Annotated in this window: 17 protein-coding genes; 10 read left to right on the top strand and 7 right to left on the bottom strand. The window is 58.0% G+C overall.

Going from position 1 to position 16,808, the window contains the following annotated elements; all coding sequences use genetic code 11:
• Nucleotides 1-52 precede the first annotated feature (52 nt).
• The 6 genes from pheA (at nt 53) to rpe (ending at nt 7,185) form a co-directional block, all read left to right on the top strand.
• A complete protein-coding gene (gene pheA, locus CPAR_RS02680; RefSeq protein ID WP_012501779.1) occupies nt 53-898 on the top strand; it encodes a prephenate dehydratase in 846 nt (281 codons plus the stop codon).
• Nucleotides 895-3,747, top strand: a complete 2,853-nt coding sequence (gene polA, locus CPAR_RS02675; RefSeq protein ID WP_012501778.1) for a DNA polymerase I — start codon at nt 895-897, stop codon at nt 3,745-3,747. Before pheA ends, polA begins: the two co-directional genes overlap by 4 nt.
• Nucleotides 3,748-3,832: 85 nt before the next feature.
• Nucleotides 3,833-3,973, top strand: a complete 141-nt coding sequence (locus CPAR_RS10920; RefSeq protein WP_012501777.1) for a hypothetical protein — start codon at nt 3,833-3,835, stop codon at nt 3,971-3,973.
• A gap of 35 nt (nt 3,974-4,008) precedes the next feature.
• Nucleotides 4,009-4,236, top strand: coding sequence for a DUF2795 domain-containing protein (locus tag CPAR_RS02670; protein ID WP_012501776.1), 228 nt, complete (start codon nt 4,009-4,011; stop codon nt 4,234-4,236).
• Between the two features lie 48 nt (nt 4,237-4,284).
• Nucleotides 4,285-6,489: a BamA/TamA family outer membrane protein gene (locus CPAR_RS02665; RefSeq protein ID WP_232203929.1), complete on the top strand. Its 2,205-nt coding sequence runs from the start codon at nt 4,285-4,287 to the stop codon at nt 6,487-6,489.
• 33 nt (nt 6,490-6,522) lie between these two features.
• Nucleotides 6,523-7,185 carry a ribulose-phosphate 3-epimerase gene (gene rpe / locus CPAR_RS02660; protein WP_012501774.1) on the top strand — a complete coding sequence of 221 codons (663 nt, stop codon included), beginning with the start codon at nt 6,523-6,525 and terminating at the stop codon, nt 7,183-7,185.
• A gap of 114 nt (nt 7,186-7,299) precedes the next feature.
• On the opposite strand, the gene trpC is transcribed toward rpe, so the two are convergent.
• From trpC to purD, 4 genes are all read right to left on the bottom strand, one after another.
• Entirely contained in the window at nt 7,300-8,070 is a 771-nt protein-coding gene (gene trpC / locus CPAR_RS02655; RefSeq protein ID WP_012501773.1) for an indole-3-glycerol phosphate synthase TrpC, read from the bottom strand.
• Nucleotides 8,067-9,551, bottom strand: a complete 1,485-nt coding sequence (gene carB, locus CPAR_RS02650) for a carbamoyl-phosphate synthase large subunit (protein WP_012501772.1) — start codon at nt 9,549-9,551, stop codon at nt 8,067-8,069. Before carB ends, trpC begins: the two co-directional genes overlap by 4 nt.
• Nucleotides 9,552-9,725: 174 nt before the next feature.
• On the bottom strand, nt 9,726-10,157 hold the full coding sequence (locus CPAR_RS02645; RefSeq protein ID WP_012501771.1) for a Mov34/MPN/PAD-1 family protein: 432 nt from the start codon (nt 10,155-10,157) through the stop codon (nt 9,726-9,728).
• A gap of 34 nt (nt 10,158-10,191) precedes the next feature.
• Complete coding sequence (purD, locus tag CPAR_RS02640; RefSeq protein ID WP_012501770.1) at nt 10,192-11,469, bottom strand: phosphoribosylamine--glycine ligase; 1,278 nt, start codon at nt 11,467-11,469, stop codon at nt 10,192-10,194.
• A 157-nt stretch (nt 11,470-11,626) separates the two neighbouring features.
• Between purD and CPAR_RS02635 the strand changes: the two genes are divergently transcribed.
• Complete coding sequence (locus CPAR_RS02635; RefSeq protein WP_012501769.1) at nt 11,627-12,256, top strand: DUF374 domain-containing protein; 630 nt, start codon at nt 11,627-11,629, stop codon at nt 12,254-12,256.
• Nucleotides 12,249-13,334, top strand: coding sequence for a tetraacyldisaccharide 4'-kinase (lpxK, locus tag CPAR_RS02630; protein ID WP_012501768.1), 1,086 nt, complete (start codon nt 12,249-12,251; stop codon nt 13,332-13,334). Before CPAR_RS02635 ends, lpxK begins: the two co-directional genes overlap by 8 nt.
• On the opposite strand, the gene CPAR_RS02625 is transcribed toward lpxK, so the two are convergent.
• On the bottom strand, nt 13,321-13,866 hold the full coding sequence (locus tag CPAR_RS02625) for a hydrolase (protein ID WP_012501767.1): 546 nt from the start codon (nt 13,864-13,866) through the stop codon (nt 13,321-13,323). The genes lpxK and CPAR_RS02625 overlap by 14 nt on opposite strands.
• Nucleotides 13,867-13,984: 118 nt before the next feature.
• Between CPAR_RS02625 and CPAR_RS02620 the strand changes: the two genes are divergently transcribed.
• On the top strand, nt 13,985-14,473 hold the full coding sequence (locus tag CPAR_RS02620) for a methyltransferase family protein (RefSeq protein ID WP_012501766.1): 489 nt from the start codon (nt 13,985-13,987) through the stop codon (nt 14,471-14,473).
• A gap of 49 nt (nt 14,474-14,522) precedes the next feature.
• Here CPAR_RS02620 and CPAR_RS02615 read toward each other — a convergent pair whose 3' ends face one another.
• On the bottom strand, nt 14,523-14,975 hold the full coding sequence (locus tag CPAR_RS02615; protein WP_232203927.1) for a fibrobacter succinogenes major paralogous domain-containing protein: 453 nt from the start codon (nt 14,973-14,975) through the stop codon (nt 14,523-14,525).
• A 239-nt stretch (nt 14,976-15,214) separates the two neighbouring features.
• Between CPAR_RS02615 and elbB the strand changes: the two genes are divergently transcribed.
• On the top strand, nt 15,215-15,868 hold the full coding sequence (gene elbB / locus CPAR_RS02610; RefSeq protein WP_012501764.1) for an isoprenoid biosynthesis glyoxalase ElbB: 654 nt from the start codon (nt 15,215-15,217) through the stop codon (nt 15,866-15,868).
• A gap of 7 nt (nt 15,869-15,875) precedes the next feature.
• Here elbB and CPAR_RS02605 read toward each other — a convergent pair whose 3' ends face one another.
• A complete protein-coding gene (locus CPAR_RS02605; RefSeq protein ID WP_012501763.1) occupies nt 15,876-16,745 on the bottom strand; it encodes an ABC transporter permease in 870 nt (289 codons plus the stop codon).
• Nucleotides 16,746-16,808 lie beyond the last annotated feature (63 nt).

Genomic DNA, 16,808 nt, shown 5'->3' with positions numbered 1-16,808 from the left:
CAGGAACAAGACGTTTTCAGAGGTGACCATAAATTAAGCACAAGAACAAAGAATGACAAACAGGTTGATCGCTTATCAGGGCGAACCTGGCGCGTACAGTGAAATTGCCGCGCTGCGGTTCGGAGAACCCAAGCCTTGCGAAAGCTTCGACGATGTCTTCACTGCAGTGACCGATGGGGAGGCCGACTACGCGGCCATTCCCATCGAGAACTCGCTCGGCGGCAGCATTCATCAGAACTACGACCTCCTGCTTCGCCGCCCTGTGGTCATTCTTGCTGAAACCTTCGTCAAGGTCGAACACTGCCTGCTCGGCCTGCCCGGCAGCTCGGTGGAACGGGCCACGAAGGCGATGTCGCACCCGCAGGCGCTGGCACAGTGCCACAACTTTTTCGCCACCCACCCGAATGTGAAAGCCGAGGCGACCTATGACACCGCCGGAAGCGCCAAGATGGTAGCCGAACAAGGCGACCCGACGGCACTCGCCATCGCTTCGAAACGGGCCGGGGAACTTTACGGACTGGAGATTTTAAAGGAGAACCTGGCCGACGAGGAGTGGAACATCACCCGCTTCTTCTGCATCGCCCGCGAAGACAACGAGGCAGGACTTTCCGGCCTCTTGAACCAGCCCGACATGGCAAACCCGAAGACTTCGATCGTCTTTTCGCTGCACAACGAACAGGGATCACTTTACAAGGCGCTGGCCACGCTGGCGCACCGGGGCATCGACCTGACCAAGATCGAGTCGCGCCCCTCACGAAAAAAGGCTTTCGAGTACCTCTTCTATGCCGATTTCATTGGCCACCACGACGATCCGCTTATCCAGCGCGCGCTCGATAACCTCCGGGAATTCGCACCGATGCTCAAAGTCCTCGGCAGCTACGGAGTGGTGCCTGCATGATGGGAGACAACCAGATCGATCTTTTCGGTGCTTCCGATCCGGCTCCGGCGACACCTGCACAAAAAAAACCTGAGAGAGAGACCGGTGAAAAGAAAAAGCCAGGCCTTTACCTGCTCGATGGCATGGCAATGGTTTACCGCGCCTTCTACGCCCTGCAGCAGGCTCGGATGCGCACCCGGGATGGCGTTCCGACCGGCGCGGTGTTCGGCTTCGCCTCCAGCCTGTTGCGCATCATCGAGGAGTACCAACCCGAGTACCTCGCCGTGGCGTTCGACAGCCCGGAAAAGACTTTCCGCCACGAAAAATATGAAGCCTACAAAGCCAACCGCCCCGCACCGCCGGACGACCTCATCACACAGCTTGCGGACATTCGCGAGCTGATCAAGGCGTTCGGTATTCCGCTGGTCATCATGCCAGGCTTCGAGGCGGACGACCTGATCGGCACGGCAGCACGAAAGTTCGAGGACGACTGCCAAGTCTTCATCGTCACGCCGGATAAAGATATGTCGCAGCTCGTGCACGACGGCGTGCGCCTGCTCAAGCCCGGCAAAAAGCAGAACGAGTTCGAACTGGTCGGAAGCCGCGAAGTTGCCGAGCAGTTCGGAGCGCCTCCGGAGCAGTTCATCGATCTTTTGACGCTCACGGGCGACACCTCGGACAACATCCCCGGAGCGAAGGGCATCGGCCCCAAAACCGCATCCAGCCTGCTTGAAGAGTACGGCTCGCTCGACAACATCTACGCCCACCTCGACGACCTCAAGCCCCGCGCGCGCAAAAGCCTCGAAGAGTTCCGGGAGATCATGCCGCTGGTTCGGGAGCTGGTGACAATCCGCACCGATCTTGACGTGCCGCTCACGCTCGACGACCTGCACAGCGGCAAACCCGACGCCGATGCGCTGTTCGCACTGCTGCGTCGGCTGGAGCTGAAAGCGATCGCCGCCCGCGTACCCGCCGCGCTCGGCATCGATCCTCCGGCTGCAACGGCAACAGACGGCGAAAGCGATCCCGAAGCGTCAGAGGTCTCTGCCGAGCCAACGCTCATCCCGGCGGGCGAGGGATCGGAGTATCACCTTATCGACACCGAGGAGGCATTCGGCAAGCTGCTCGAAAAGCTCGAACAGGCCGATAGCTTCTCGGTCGATACCGAAACCACAAGCCTCGACACCTTCGAGGCGGAGCTGGCGGGAATCTCCTTTTCACTCGAACCGGGCGAGGCCTTCTTTGTCTATTTCGGCGAGACGGGACTTGATGCAAAAACGACCGTCGCAAAACTGAAGCCGCTGCTTGAAAATCCGGAAATCGGCAAGACCGGCCAGAATCTGAAGTATGACATCCTCGTGCTGAAGAATTATGGCGTGGAGCTTCAGCCGGTCGAGTTCGACACCATGCTCGCCAGCTACGTGCTCGACCCCGAGTCACGGCACAACCTCGATGACATGGCCGCGCTGCATCTCAGCCGCCAGACGGTGAAATATGACGAGCTGGTCGGAACGGGCAAATCGGCCATCGGCATCTTCGAGGTCGAACCGCAGAAGCTGTCGGACTACGCGTGTCAGGACGCCGACATCACCCTCAAGCTGCGCGGCGAGCTGGCCGCAAAGCTCGAAGCAACGCCCGAGCTACTCGAAGTTTGCCGAACGCTCGAATTCCCGCTGGTGCGGGTGCTGGCTGACATGGAGCACCAGGGCGTCTCCATCGACACGGAGCACCTCGCCAAGCTCGCCGTCAAAGTCAATGAGGAGTTGGTCGGGCTGACCGAACGCATCCACGAAGCGGCCGGCGAGACCTTCAACATCGACTCTCCCAAGCAACTCGGCCACATCCTGTTCGATGTGCTGAAGCTGCCTACCAAAAAAGCCACCAAAACCGGCTATTCGACCAACGTGCAGGTGCTCGAAGAGCTGGCGCTGCTGAATCCTATCGCCGCTGAAGTGCTCGAATACCGGAGCCTGCAGAAGCTGAAAGGCACCTACATCGAAGCGTTACCGAAGCTGCTCCATGCCGCAACCGGCAGACTGCACACCTCCTTCAACCAGTCGATCACGGCCACCGGGCGGCTCTCGTCATCGAATCCGAACCTGCAGAACATCCCGATCCGTACCGACCTCGGCAAGGAGATTCGCCGCGCCTTCATCCCGTCGAATCCGGAAAACCTGCTGCTCTCGGCGGACTATTCGCAGATCGAGCTGCGCGTCGCCGCCGAACTGTCGGGGGACCCGATGCTGATCGAAGCGTTCCGCAACCACGAGGATATCCACGCAGCAACCGCACGGGTCATTTTCGACACCGACGAGGTGACATCCGACATGCGCCGCAAGGCCAAGGAGGTCAACTTCGGCGTACTCTACGGCATCCAACCATTCGGCCTGTCGCAACGCCTTGGCATTCCGCAGAAAGAGGCCAAGGAGATCATCGACACCTACATGGCGAAATATCCCGGCATGTTCTCCGCACTCCAGACCACCGTCGAAGAGGCCCGAAAGCTCGGCTACGTCACCACGCTCATGGGCCGCCGCCGTTACGTGCCCGACCTGAACAGCCCCAACGGCAACATCCGCAAGGCAGCCGAGCGCGTCACCATGAACACGCCGATCCAGGGCACGGCCGCGGACATCATCAAATACGCCATGTGCACCATCAGCCGTCGCCTGAAAGAGGAGCGCCTGAACTCAGTCATGCTGTTGCAGGTGCACGATGAATTGCTGTTCGAAACCCCTGCGGATGAACAGTCCAGACTGACAGAGCTGGTCGAAAAGTGCATGGTCGATGCGGCCTCGAAATGCGGGGTACGCAACGTTCCGGTGGAGGTTGAAACCGGCGTCGGAAAAAACTGGCTGGAGGCCCATTAGGCTTTGATGTTTACAAAAATCTTTTTTTATATTTCGTGAGCTTAATCGGAGCCACACTGTTTTACGGCAACCTATCGCGCATCGAATGCCTTCTCTGACAAAGGATCGAAACCTTGCAAAAGGCGACGTGCTCATGCCGTTCAGCAACGTCAGTTTTCAGGGCATCATCATGCCCGCCATATCCCTCCCGGCGCTCACCGGCGGCCGCACAGCGGGAAACTCTTAACCTCATTACAGAACCACAATTACTTACCGACAAGTATGTACTGGAATCTTGATCTTGCCCGATATATCGCCGATGCTCCCTGGCCGGTCACCAAAGATGAGCTGATCGATTACGCCAACAGAACAGGCGCCCCTCAGCAGGTCATCGAAAACATTGAAGGGCTGCCAGACAGCGACGAAATGTACGAAAGCCTCGAAGAGATCTGGCCCGATTACCCCACCGATGAAGATTTCGGATACAGCGACGAAGAACCGCTAAGCTGAGGGAGACCAACAAGCGATGTTTTTTTTTTTAGCCGATTCATCCCCCATTTGCAAGCGTGGCCAGTAGCGCTGCTCTTCCTGCTGCTCGTCATGCCGAGCCCCCTGCAGGCAGAGAACGACGACGCTGCTCGTGAAGAACAGCTCGCCTCGCTTCCTGCCGTCAAAAGCATCAGCATAAAAGGGAACAAGGTTCTCTCGACCGAAGAGATCAGGGAAATCATGTCCACCTCGACCCGTGACTCCTTTCTCGGGACAGGGCTTTTCAGCGGTGCCCCCCGGCCGTTCAAGCCCGAGGATTTCAAAAAGGACATCACCCTCATCAAAAAGCTCTACACCTTCAAAGGCTACTTTTTCGCCGATGTCGATACAACTCTCGTCCGCAACAAACGCGGCGATGTGAAGATCGATATCCGGATCAAGGAGAACCAGCCAACCCGCATCGACTCCATTCGCTATTCAGGTCTTGAATCGGTATCGGAGGAGCTGCAAAAGCGCTATTTCAGACGAAGCCGCCTGAAGCCGCAACGGATATTCTCGGTCGAAACACTCATTGAAGAGCGCGACCGCTCGCTCGACTTTTTCAGGGATTACGGCTACACCTTTTTCAATCCCGACAGCATCCACATCACGGTCGACACCCTCGGTCTGAATGCGGGCATTCACTTCGCGATGAGCCTTCCGGAACGGAACGCCTATGGGCCCACCAAGGTGATCGTCAACGATCCGCTCAAGCAAAAAAAGCCCGCAACCCGAACCTTCGTCAGGGATAACGTTTCGGTTACCGTTTACGGAGATCAGAAGTTTTCTCCCGACATTTTCCCGGCAGCCATCGCCTGGGAACAGGGCAAACTGACCAGCCAGTCCCTCGAACAGCGCACACTGGAGAATTTCGGGACAACGAACCTGTTCTCCTCAATTTCCGTGGAGCGAGACACCTTGCAGGCCGGAACCATCCCCATGACCGTCCGGCTTGAACCGGCCCCGAAACACCTGATCGAACCGAAGCTGCTGGTGGACAATCGTTACGGCGCCCTGTTCATCGGTGGGGCGATCGCTTACGAAAACCGAAACCTGTTCGGAGCAGGCCAGCAATTCCGGATTTCGACAAATTACGGCTCGCAGCTCTCGGCCTCCACCAGCTATCTGTCCAACCTTACGTCCGATCAGTACGACAAGGTCATTCCTTACGAGTTCAGCGTCAAGACGAACCTGGTGATCCCCAAAATCGACCGGCATGGTTCGTACTACTCCGGCACACTGGAATATTCGCAATCGCAGCTTCCGATACTGCTCAAAAGCCGGAGGGAGCTCATCAGGGGAACCTACAGCAGCCAGCCAACAAAAAATTCAAGGCTCAACTTTGACTTCTTCGAGCTTGAAATCGTCAGCAAGGATTCACTTCGCGGCTTCGAGCAACTCTTCAAAACCGACCTGGCCGAACGCATCAACATCGACCCAACCGATGCTGTTGCAGTGAACCGGAGTCTCGACAGTCTGCTTCAGACACGGCTGAACCAGACCTTCAGAGTGCAATACAACTACTCGAACCGCCACGACGCATCGTACCGCAAAAAAGCGACCTGGAACCTTTCGGTGATCGCCGAAGAGTCGGGCGGCCTTCTGTGGCTGATCGACAAGTACATCGACACGAGCAATCACACCGGCTTCACCGACTCTGATCCGCAAATTTTCGGCACCAGCTACAACCAGTACCTCAAGCTCGATACGCAGGTCGCCATCACCAAAGACCTGTCGCCAGACCGGCAGATCGCTGCGCGGCTCGCCCTCGGCTGGATGACTCCTTACGGCAAGGCTGACGACACCCCCGAAGATCACCGGTTCTACGCCGGCGGCTCGAACAGCATGCGGGGCTGGCTGTTTGGTACTCTCGGCCCTGGCAGTTGCCAGAGCGACGCCACCTCGAATTTCGGCGCGGACATCAAGACTGAACTCGGCTTCGAATACCGCATGAAGCTCTTCAAGCTGTTCGGGCAGCCTTCGGGCATCACCCTGTTCACCGACGCAGGCAACATCTGGGACAGGAAGGGCCCGTATGCCCTCACACTCAGGTCGATCGGACGCGACTTCGCCTGGGACTGGGGCGCCGGATTGCGGCTCGGCTCGCCCATCGGCCCCTTCAGATTCGACTTCGCCTGGAAAATCCATGATCCGTCAAATCCGAGGCCTTGGCGAATATCGCATACGCAATTGAGCGATTTCACCTTCAACTTCGGAATCGGAGAAGCTTTTTAACCGAATTTTACTCACGCTTAACCATCTGACTCTATGCCCGGAAAAACCACACTGCTTGCCCCGTCGATTCTCTCCGCAGACTTCACGAACCTGAAAGCCTCGGTCGAGCTTGCTGAAAAGGCCGGTGCCGACTGGATGCACTGCGATGTCATGGATGGCGTCTTCGTGCCGAACATCACGTTCGGCCCATTCATCGTCAAAGCCATCAAACAGTGCACAAGCCTGGTCATCGACACGCACCTGATGATTATCGATCCCGACAAGTATATCGAAGATTTTGCCAAGGCCGGTTCCGACCAGATCACCGTGCACCTCGAAGCGTGCCCGCACCTGCACCGCACCATCCAGTTCATCAAAAGCTTTGGCGTGAAGGCCGGCGTGTCGATCAACCCCGCAACTCCGGTTTCGCTGCTCGAACCGGTGCTTGCCGATCTCGACCTCGTGCTGCTGATGTCGGTCAACCCCGGCTTTGGCGGACAGAAGTTCATCCCGGCCTCAGTCGCCAAAATCGCCAATCTCGACGCGATGCGCATGGAGATGAACCCCGACATGGTGATCGCCGTCGATGGCGGCATTACCGAAGAGAACGCCGCACAGGTGGTTGAAGCTGGTGCCGACTCACTGATCGCAGGCACAGCATTCTTCCGCGCTGCCGACCCGATGGCAGCAGCTCGCAAGCTGAAAGGGCTGGAGTAAGAGAATAAAAGAGTAGGACTTATAGGTCTGATGGGGCCTATAAGTCCTATAGGAAAAAAGAAAGGAGACGCTGGTTTTACAGCCCGGCGCTGTCCACCAAGTCGACCGCTACGCCTACCCCCACGAGAACTGCCGCAGCTCTTCGCTGACGAGCAATCCCTCTCCAATCAGAACGGCATCAAACCCGGCCTCCTGCATCATCTGAATATCGTCACGGTGCTTCATGCCGCTTTCGGCTACTGAAACGATGCCATCAGGCATCCGCTGCCTGAGCCGCACGGAGGTCATCAGGTCGACCGTGAAGGTTTTCAAATCGCGGTTGTTCACGCCAACAATGGTCGAGCCCTGTTCAAGGGCGGTGTCGAGCTCGCGCTCGTCATGCGTTTCGACCAGCGCGTGCAGGCCGAGTTCGGCGAAAAGCTGAAGATAGTCCCGCAACTGCGACGGTTCGAGCGCCGCCACGATCAACAGCGCCGCATCGGCACCCATGAGGCGAGTTTCGTAAATCTGGCTCTCGTCGATGATGAACTCCTTGCGGAGCACAGGAATGGAAAACTTTTGCGTGATCGCCTTCAGGTAGTCGGGCGAGCCCTGGAAATACTGGCGATCAGTGAGAACGGAAAAGGCTGACGCACCAATTTCAGCATAGCGTTCGGCAATGTCGAGCGGGCGGAAATCCTCGACAAGCACCCCGCGCGAGGGCGATGCCTTTTTTACTTCAGCGATGAGATTGATGCCACCGTCAAGGCTTGTGATGGCCGAACGAAAGTCGCGCGTCGCCGGAAGATCGCCGCACGCTTCGTGGTAGCGGCGTTCCGGGTCCTGCTTTTTGAGTTCGGCGACCTCTTCGGCCTTGGTCTCAAGAATCCGGGTGAGGTACGTCATGCCTCGCTTTCAGCTGCCATCTTGCGGAGCTCATCCTCGAACTCGACAATCTGGCGGATGTTGTCAAGGAACCACGGATCGATGCTGGTTGCCTGATGGATCTCCTCGACGGTTGCCCCGGCCTGGAAGGCGTAGCGAAGGTAGAACATCCGGTCGGCCTTCGGGATCTTGATCTTTTCAAGCAGATCCTCCTTGGCGAACTGACGCTGCTGCTGGGTCATGTCGATGACGTTCATCACATCCTTGCCATCGCAGCCAAGACCGGCGCGTCCGATTTCGAGGCCGCGCAGCGACTTCTGCAACGCCTCGCGGAAATTGCGTCCGAAAGCCATCACCTCGCCGACCGACTTCATCTGCACGCCGAGGCGCGAATCGACATTCTTGAACTTCTCGAAGTCCCAGCGCGGCACCTTCACGACGGTGTAGTCGATCGAGGGCTCGAAGCTTGCCGGGGTGGTTTTGGTGATGTCGTTGGTGATCTCGTCGAGCGTGTAGCCCACGGCGAGCTTGGCAGCCACTTTCGCGATGGGGAAACCGGTCGCCTTCGAGGCGAGCGCGGAGCTTCTCGACACGCGCGGGTTCATTTCGATGATGACGATACGGCCATCCTTCGGATTGATCGAGAACTGGATATTGCTGCCGCCGGTCTCGACGCCGATTTCGCGGATGATCTTTATCGAGGCGTCACGCAACTCCTGATACTGACGGTCGGTGAGCGTCTGCGCCGGAGCGACTGTGATGCTGTCGCCGGTATGCACGCCCATCGGATCGACGTTCTCGATGGAGCAGACGATGATGACGTTGTCCGCCAAATCACGGATCACTTCAAGTTCGTACTCCTTCCAGCCGATCAGGCTCTCCTCGACCAGCACTTCGCCAATCGGGCTTTCGGCAAGGCCACGGCGAACCACATCGTAGTAGTCAGCCTTGGTCTCGGCAAACCCGCCACCCGTGCCGCCAAGCGTGAAGGAGGGGCGAATGACGATCGGCAAGCCGATTTCATCGAGCGCCTCCTTGGCCTCCTTCTCGTTGCGAACGAAGAAACCCTTGGCCATTTCGAGGCCGAGCTTGCGCATCGCATCGCCGAAGAATTCGCGGTTCTCGGCCTTGCGAATCGCGCGGAGCTTCGCACCGATCAGCTCGACGCCGTGGCGCTCCAGTACGCCCGACTCGGCCAGCTTGACCGCAGTGTTCAGCGCGGTCTGACCGCCCATGGTCGGAAGCAACGCGTCCGGCTTTTCCTTCTCGATAATCTTGCGGACATACTCCGGCGTGATCGGTTCGATGTAGGTCGCATCGGCCAGCTCGATGTCGGTCATGATGGTGGCCGGGTTGCTGTTGACCAGAATGACCCGGTAGCCGTCCTCCTTGAGAGCCCGGCACGCCTGGGTGCCCGAATAATCGAATTCACAGGCCTGTCCGATAACGATGGGACCGGCTCCAATCACCAATATGGACTTGATGTCCTCGCGTTTTGGCACGTGTTTTCCGCTTTAAGTCTTGAGGTAAATCTATCGTTGCGTAATGTACAAAATTTTCCGGTGTTCTGTGAGGCTTTGGAGGCTCAAAGGCCTCCTGTCGCTCAGGCAATCCTCCCCAGCTTTTCACCTATACGATCGATAAGTCACTATAAGGCATATAAGAGTCTAAAACTCTCACGCCAGCACTTTGATCTGTTCCTGATGAAACCCTCCTGCATCGCGGCGAAGCCATGAAGTGACCTCTCTCGGCACGCCTCCGTGCAGGGAGATAATCAGCATCGAGTGACCGGCGCTGGCAAAATCCACATCGCTTTTCGATGGCACGGCCGTCGAGTTGATGTGTGAATGGTACGAGCCGATGATGTCCAGGCCGAGGCTACGGGCTTCGCGCTCCACTTCGAGATATTCACTGTAGGAGATTTCAAACCCGTTCTCACGCCCGTAAAAAAGCGTGTTGCGGCACGGGGCGATTTCATGCACGATGTTGTCGATGTTGCCCCGGTGATCGACCATTTTTCTTCCGACGAGCAGCCCGCAGCATTCGTAGGGAAGATCCCTGATGGCGTGCTCCTGTATGATTTCAAATTTGCGACGAGGTAATTTCATTACTGACCAATGCGAGAATAAGATAGCTGATACGTCAAAGCGCCTTTGCGCCGATGTCCCGGCGATAGACTGCCCCCTCGAAATTGATAGCTGCTACGCCGCGATAGGCTTGATCGAGCGCCTCTTTAAGTGACGCACCGGAGGCTGTCACCGAGAGCACGCGACCACCCGAAGTTACAAGCACATCACCATCCTGGCGCGTACCGGCATGGAAAACAAGCACTCCATCCATATCGTTCACCGAAGGATCGATCGAGATCGCCTTGCCGGTTTCGTATCCGTCGGGATAGCCCTTCGAGGCCATAACGACCGTGGCGGCGGCTCCGCTCTGCATCTCGAACGGCACGGCTTCAAGCCCGCCCTCGACGCTTGCCAGCAGCGCGTCGAACAGGTCGCTCTTCAGCATCGGCAACACCACCTGTGTTTCGGGATCACCGAGGCGGACGTTGTACTCGACCACCGAGGGCTCGCCGTTGTCGATCATGAGGCCAACGTAGAGGAAACCGGTGTAGGCGTAGCCGTCTGCCTTCATGCCGGCAAGCGTCGGTTTGATGACCTCTTCCTCGACCCGCCGCATCACCTCCGGCGTCACCAGCGGAGCCGGGGCGTAGGCACCCATGCCGCCGGTATTCTTGCCGGTATCACCTTCGCCGATGCGCTTGTGATCCTGTGCAGCTAGGAACAGCTGGTAGTTCTCACCATCGGTCAGCGCGAAAACACTCGCCTCCTGACCGGTCAGGAACGCTTCGATCACCACCTCGTCAGCCGCATCGCCAAAGACACGGGACTCGAAGAAATCGTGGATTGCCTCCAGCGCCTCTTCGCGAGTCATCGCGACGACGACGCCTTTTCCGGCACACAGACCACTGGCCTTGATCACCTGCGGGAACGAGCCACACGCTTCAAGATAGCTTTTCGCGGACGCGTGGTCGCGGAACACTTCATACCCGGCGGTCGGAATGCCATGACGCTTCATAAAGTCTTTGGCGAACACCTTGCTCGTCTCCAGCTGCGCTGCCTCGGCGGTCGGGCCGACGATCTTCAGCCCCGCATCGCGAAAGCGGTTCACGATGCCAACTTCGAGCGGCTGCTCAGGGCCGACCACCGTCAGACCAATCGACTCTTTCGCAACCAGATCGAGCAGTGCGTCGATGTCAGTCGCCTTGATCGCGACGTTGCGAACCTTGCCGCCCATCGTGGCCGTGCCTCCGTTGCCCGGAGCCACCAGCACGGTTGAAACTTTCGAACTGCGCGCAACGGCCCAAGCCAGAGCATGCTCCCTGGCGCCGCTTCCGATAATCAGAACATTCATGTGCAGGTATGGAACAATGGCCTCAAAACCTGTGGTTTGTCGGCGTGGATTGTTAAATTGATGCCGTCCGCCCGGATCGGTTGAACGCTGGATGTATATAATGTATCACGCGTCACAAAAACAATAAAAAAATTCCGCCCGCACCGCTGCTTCCCCCATGCATAGCCTCAAGCACATCCTTCTTGATGGCGGAACACGCCTGCTCCCCCACGTTCTGAAGCTGCTCTTCAGGACGTTGAAGATCGAGGTCGAAAACGCCGGAGAACCGCTGCCGGATGAACCGCGTGGCGTCATCTTCGCCTTCTGGCACGGCAAGATGATTACGGGTTGGCTGCTGGCGAAGCAACTGTTTACGGGACGTCCGGTTTCGGCTGTGGTCAGCCTTTCGGGAGACGGCCAGATCCTCGCCGACGCGCTCGAACGGCTCAAATTCCGCCTGATCCGGGGATCGAGCTCCAGAGGCAAGGAGGAGGTCAAGCGCAACATCGGCGAAGCCCTGCGTCGCCGCGGTGTGGTGGCGGTCACCCCTGACGGCCCACGTGGCCCGCACCACCGCTTCAAGTACGGCACGCTCCGACTCGCCGCACAACACAACGTCCCGCTCTGCTTTGCCGAAATCCGGTACGGTAACGCGCGAAGCCTGAAAAGCTGGGACAGGTTTGAAATCCCCCTCCCCTTCAGCCATGTGCTGGTAAAGCTGCACGTCGTGCAGGTGCCGGACTTCCCTTCCGAAGAGGCATTCCGCGACTGGGCAGACAACTTCTCATCCTCGCTCGCTCATGAGTAGCCGCAGCGCATCATTCCTTCTGCGCCCGGCTGCCGCGCTCTACGGCGTGGTGATGAGCCTGCGCAACCACCTGTATGACCGGGGCGCTTTCAAAAGCTGGCGCTCGCCGATTCCGGTGGTTTCGGTCGGCAACATCACCACCGGCGGTACTGGCAAAACCCCGCTCGTGGACTGGATCGTGAAGTTCTACGAAGCATCCGGCATTCCGACAGCCATCGTATCGAGAGGCTACGGGCGCCAGACGAAGGGCGTGCAACTCGTTTCGGACGGCAAGAGGATTCTGCTCGGCAGCCGCGACGCAGGCGACGAAACCGCGATGCTCGCCTCGCGCAATCCCGGCACGATCGTCGTGGTCGCCGAAGAGCGCGTCGAAGGCGTGCAATTCCTCATGCGCGAATTCGCTGACCGTTTGCCCGGCGTGATCGTGCTCGACGACGCCTTTCAGCACCGCAAAATCGCGCGAGACCTCGACATCGTCGTAGTCAACGCCGGAACGCCGCAGGAACTCGATGCCATGCTCCCCGCCGGCCGACTGCGCGAACCACTGCCGGGCCTTAGCCGCGCCGACCTCATCATCCTCAGCAAAATCACCGACGACGCCAAAGCCGCACCGCTGCTCCAGAAATTGCGAGAAACCGGAAAGCCAGTGCTCCGCTCGAAGATCAAGCCGGGCAAATTGGTGAAGGTTGATGGATCGGAAAACGGGGCGACCGAACCGGCCGTGAAGGCGCTGGCCTTCGCTGGCATCGGTGCGCCGGAAGGATTTCTGCACAGCCTGGAAAAGGCGGGAATAACGGTGAAGGCCACAAAGTTTTTCCGCGATCACGAGCCATACACCGAAGCTGCAATACGCTCGATTATCGAGGAATCGAAGCGACAGGAATTTGTACCCGTCACCACGGAAAAGGACTGGTTTCGCATCGCCGACAACCCGCAACTCACCGAAATGCTCGCGCAGGCGGGCTGCCGCTATCTGACCATCGCCCCGGAGTTCCTCGACGGCACGGAAGAGCTTGAAAAACGGCTGCTCTCGGTGCTAGAAACGAAAGTCGTAAACTGGCCTCTCAGTCCTCCTTAATGATCTTTGAGATCGCTTTGAAGGTCTCCCCTTCGGCGATGCGTTGCAGCTCAAAAATCACCATCTCGGTGCTGGTCGGCATACCTCCGGCCCGTTCGATGCACCGGATGCCAAGCTCGCGGTTCTCTTCACTTCTCGACGACACGGCATCGGTAACCAGGTGGACATTGTAGCCGAATTCAAGCAACTCCCGGCAGGTCTGATAAACGCACACATGAGTCTCGATGCCGACCACGAGAATATCGTTGCGACCGAGCGAACGCAGACGCTTCATAAAATCATCATTGCCGCAGCAACTGAACGAAAGCTTCTCGAATGGCGTTTCCTGACCGATAAGCTCTTTCAACTCACCAACCGTAGGGCCAAGACCTTTCGGATACTGCTCGGTGTAGATCACCGGAACCTCAAGCAGATTGCAAGCTCTCAGAAGCTTGCTCACGTTTTTGACGAGCCGATCAGGCTGAACAACGCTAGTGGCGAGCTTGCCTTGAATGTCGATGACGAGCAGCAGGGTCTCTTTCGGAGTGATCATGGGTGTCGCTGATGAGAGAGTTAACGCTTTTCTTGGAGACAATTTCCTACAATTTTGAAGTTTCTGAAAATAGAGCAATTATGACGATTGTCAAGGGGGTGACGTGGAAAAGAGATCAATGAACGCCGGTGCGCGAGGCGAATTTCTGGTGGCCATCCAGATGGTGCTCGTTGTGCTCTACATCCTCACTCCGAACTGGCCCGATCTACAGGGCAACGAGCTTTTCGGTCAACTGACGTTGTTACGCTGGGGCGCCCTGTTCGTCGGCATGGTCATCGCCGCCGCACTTGGCGTCGGCGGTTCACTCACCCTCCGTGAATACATCACGCCACTCCCCTATCCGGTCGATCACAGCAAGCTGGTCGATACCGGCGTGTACGGCCTCGTGCGCCACCCGCTCTACAGCTCTCAGCTTTTCGCCGCCGCCGGCTGGGCCGTGTTTTCGCTGAGCCTGTCGCACCTCTTCGTCACCATCGTGGCCGCACTCTTCTTCAACTACAAAGCTTCGAAAGAGGAAGTCTGGCTCACCGAACGCCACCCAGAGTATCGGGAGTACGCCGCACGGGTCGGCAAATTCTTTCCGGGGATAGGAAGGGCAAAAGATTAGGGCGCTGTTTCCCCGATTAGTCAGATCCGACTGATCCGTCCGATCTGGCTCAATTACTTTTCACGCACCGCACCGACAGCCCCAACCCTCGCGCGACGTGCACTCGTTGCAGCTTGCCGCCCGCCTTGCTGATTTCGCGGTTCCAGGCGTCGAACTCTCCGGCGGGCGTTGCTGTCCAGAAAAAAGCCGCACTTCCCTTTCCGAAAAAAAAGCCGAGGCAGTTACGGCTTCCGGTAAAATCTGTCTCGAAGCCCCGGCCATCGGTCGCCGCTTCGAGTTCCCGCCATTCGGCATCGGTCGGCACGTGCCACCCTTCGGGTGCGAGGCCACGCGGATCGGCAACGGCGAACCAGTTGTACAATCGAGCGCCATCCGGTTCGTTGCCGTAGTTGCACCACGCGCCCTCCTGCCTTGAAATCGCGTCGTTCCACTCCTCGACGCTCTTCGCATGGCGGATCAAGTCGCCATTACGATATTTGTCGGTTGTGAGGTTTTCAGCCATCCAAACCTGATTGCCAATTATCAGACTTTTGACAGGCTCGTCCCGCTTCGCGCAACCAGCGGACAGCACAAGCACGGTGAGCAAAAAAAGCAAACGTCCGCGCAGCAGTGCTTTGAAAGAATCTTGCATCATCCAATCCCGGTCAGAGGTGTTCAGAGCATCAGGCGGTTTCAAAAGCTCCACCTTTTTCATACCATACCATGAAAAGCCTCTCCTCCCAAACATAAATCCTGACCATCATGAAAAAGATCGGAGTCATTCTCGCGGGATGCGGCGTCTATGACGGCTCGGAAATTCACGAAGCGGTGCTGACGCTTCTGGCGCTCGACCAGGCTGGAGCCGAGGCGATCTGCTTTGCCCCCGACATCGACCAGCACCACGTCATCAACCACCGCACCGGCGAGGAGATGAACGAAACGCGCAACGTGCTGACCGAATCGGCACGCATCTGCCGGGGCGCAATCAGCGATCTGGCCAACCTCGACGCCAGCGCTCTCGACGCCCTCATTATTCCGGGCGGTTACGGCGCAGCAAAGAATCTGTGTAACTACGCCTTCAAGAGCGCGGAGTGCGAGGTCAACGAAGAGGTTGCCACCGCTGTGAAAAGCTTCCACAAAGAGGGCAAGCCGGTCGGATTCCTCTGCATCGCACCAGTCATCGCGGCAAAGCTGCTCGGCTGCGAAGGAATTGAGCTGACCATCGGCAGCGACGCCGCAACGGCAAAGGACATCGAGGCGATGGGCGCAAAGCACGTCGAGGCGAAGGTCGAAGAGGCGATCGTCAGCCCCGGCACAAAGATCGTCAGCACCCCGGCCTACATGCTCGGCCCAAACATCGGTGCGGTAGCAAAAGGCATCGAAGCGCTGGTCAACAAGGTCGTCGAACTGGCCTGAGAAGACCTCACTCCGGCTCGTAGGGCACCCCCACCTCTTTCGGTGGCGTAGCCTTGCCGACGAAACCGGCGAGCACCAGAAGCGTAATCAGGTACGGCAGCGACTGCACAAGCTGGGTGGGCAGCCAGCCGGATGGGAACCACATCGACATCGCTTCAGCGGAGGCGAAAAGCACGCTCGCCAGCGCTGCACCGGCAGGCGACCACTTGCCGATAATCATCGCGGCCAGTGCGATGTAACCACGTCCAGCGGACATGTTATCCGTAAAGCTGTGCTGCTGAAACACGAGGAACGCACCGCCGAGCGCAGCCAACGCACCGGAAATCAGAACACCGGAGTAGCGCAGCTTCCGGACGTCGAGGCCCGCCGTTTCGACCGCTTCAGCACTCTCGCCCGCCGCACGGAGCCGCAGGCCGTAAGGCGTCCGGAACAGCATGAACTGGCCGAGCGCAACCGAGAGCACGGCAATAATCAGCAGCGGATCGAGCAGCGGCATCGAAGCCTCCATCCCGGCAATTCGCGGTGAGTTCATCGCGCTGCCAAAAAGTAAGCCGAGGCTGAATCGGGTCGCCCCCATAACGAGAATGTTGATCGCGATGCCGCTGACAATCTGATCTGCCCGGAGCGTGATGGTCACGAACGCATGCAGCAATGAGACGATCAATCCGAGTGCCAGCGCAACAGCCACCCCCGTCCATGCTGACCCGCTCAGATGCTGGCCAAGCATCGCGCCAAACGCACCCGCGAGGATCAGTCCTTCGAGGGCCAGATTGATGACACCGCCCCGTTCCGAAAAGACCGCCCCCACTGAAGCAAACAGGTAGGGCACTGAAATCCTGAACACCTGCAGAATGAAAACAACTGCTAAACTCTCCATGAAACTGGCGATTTGAACGCTATTCCGGGTTTTTCCGAACGTTTTTTTCTGTTAAATTGACGA

The organism is Chlorobaculum parvum NCIB 8327, assembly GCF_000020505.1.
GTDB classification, from domain to species: Bacteria; Bacteroidota; Chlorobiia; order Chlorobiales; family Chlorobiaceae; genus Chlorobaculum; species Chlorobaculum parvum_A.
This window is presented reverse-complemented; position numbering and strand designations above follow the sequence as displayed.

Coding starts and splice junctions, on each gene's coding strand:
- pheA (WP_012501779.1), top strand. CDS start 53: ATGACAAACAGGTTGATCGCTTATCAGGGCGAACCTGGCGCGTACAGT.
- polA (WP_012501778.1), top strand. CDS start 895: ATGATGGGAGACAACCAGATCGATCTTTTCGGTGCTTCCGATCCGGCT.
- CPAR_RS10920 (WP_012501777.1), top strand. CDS start 3,833: ATGCCTTCTCTGACAAAGGATCGAAACCTTGCAAAAGGCGACGTGCTC.
- CPAR_RS02670 (WP_012501776.1), top strand. CDS start 4,009: ATGTACTGGAATCTTGATCTTGCCCGATATATCGCCGATGCTCCCTGG.
- rpe (WP_012501774.1), top strand. CDS start 6,523: ATGCCCGGAAAAACCACACTGCTTGCCCCGTCGATTCTCTCCGCAGAC.
- trpC (WP_012501773.1), bottom strand. CDS start 8,070: ATGACGTACCTCACCCGGATTCTTGAGACCAAGGCCGAAGAGGTCGCC.
- CPAR_RS02645 (WP_012501771.1), bottom strand. CDS start 10,157: ATGAAATTACCTCGTCGCAAATTTGAAATCATACAGGAGCACGCCATC.
- purD (WP_012501770.1), bottom strand. CDS start 11,469: ATGAATGTTCTGATTATCGGAAGCGGCGCCAGGGAGCATGCTCTGGCT.
- CPAR_RS02635 (WP_012501769.1), top strand. CDS start 11,627: ATGCATAGCCTCAAGCACATCCTTCTTGATGGCGGAACACGCCTGCTC.
- lpxK (WP_012501768.1), top strand. CDS start 12,249: ATGAGTAGCCGCAGCGCATCATTCCTTCTGCGCCCGGCTGCCGCGCTC.
- CPAR_RS02625 (WP_012501767.1), bottom strand. CDS start 13,866: ATGATCACTCCGAAAGAGACCCTGCTGCTCGTCATCGACATTCAAGGC.
- CPAR_RS02620 (WP_012501766.1), top strand. CDS start 13,985: ATGAACGCCGGTGCGCGAGGCGAATTTCTGGTGGCCATCCAGATGGTG.
- CPAR_RS02615 (WP_232203927.1), bottom strand. CDS start 14,975: ATGGCTGAAAACCTCACAACCGACAAATATCGTAATGGCGACTTGATC.
- elbB (WP_012501764.1), top strand. CDS start 15,215: ATGAAAAAGATCGGAGTCATTCTCGCGGGATGCGGCGTCTATGACGGC.
- CPAR_RS02605 (WP_012501763.1), bottom strand. CDS start 16,745: ATGGAGAGTTTAGCAGTTGTTTTCATTCTGCAGGTGTTCAGGATTTCA.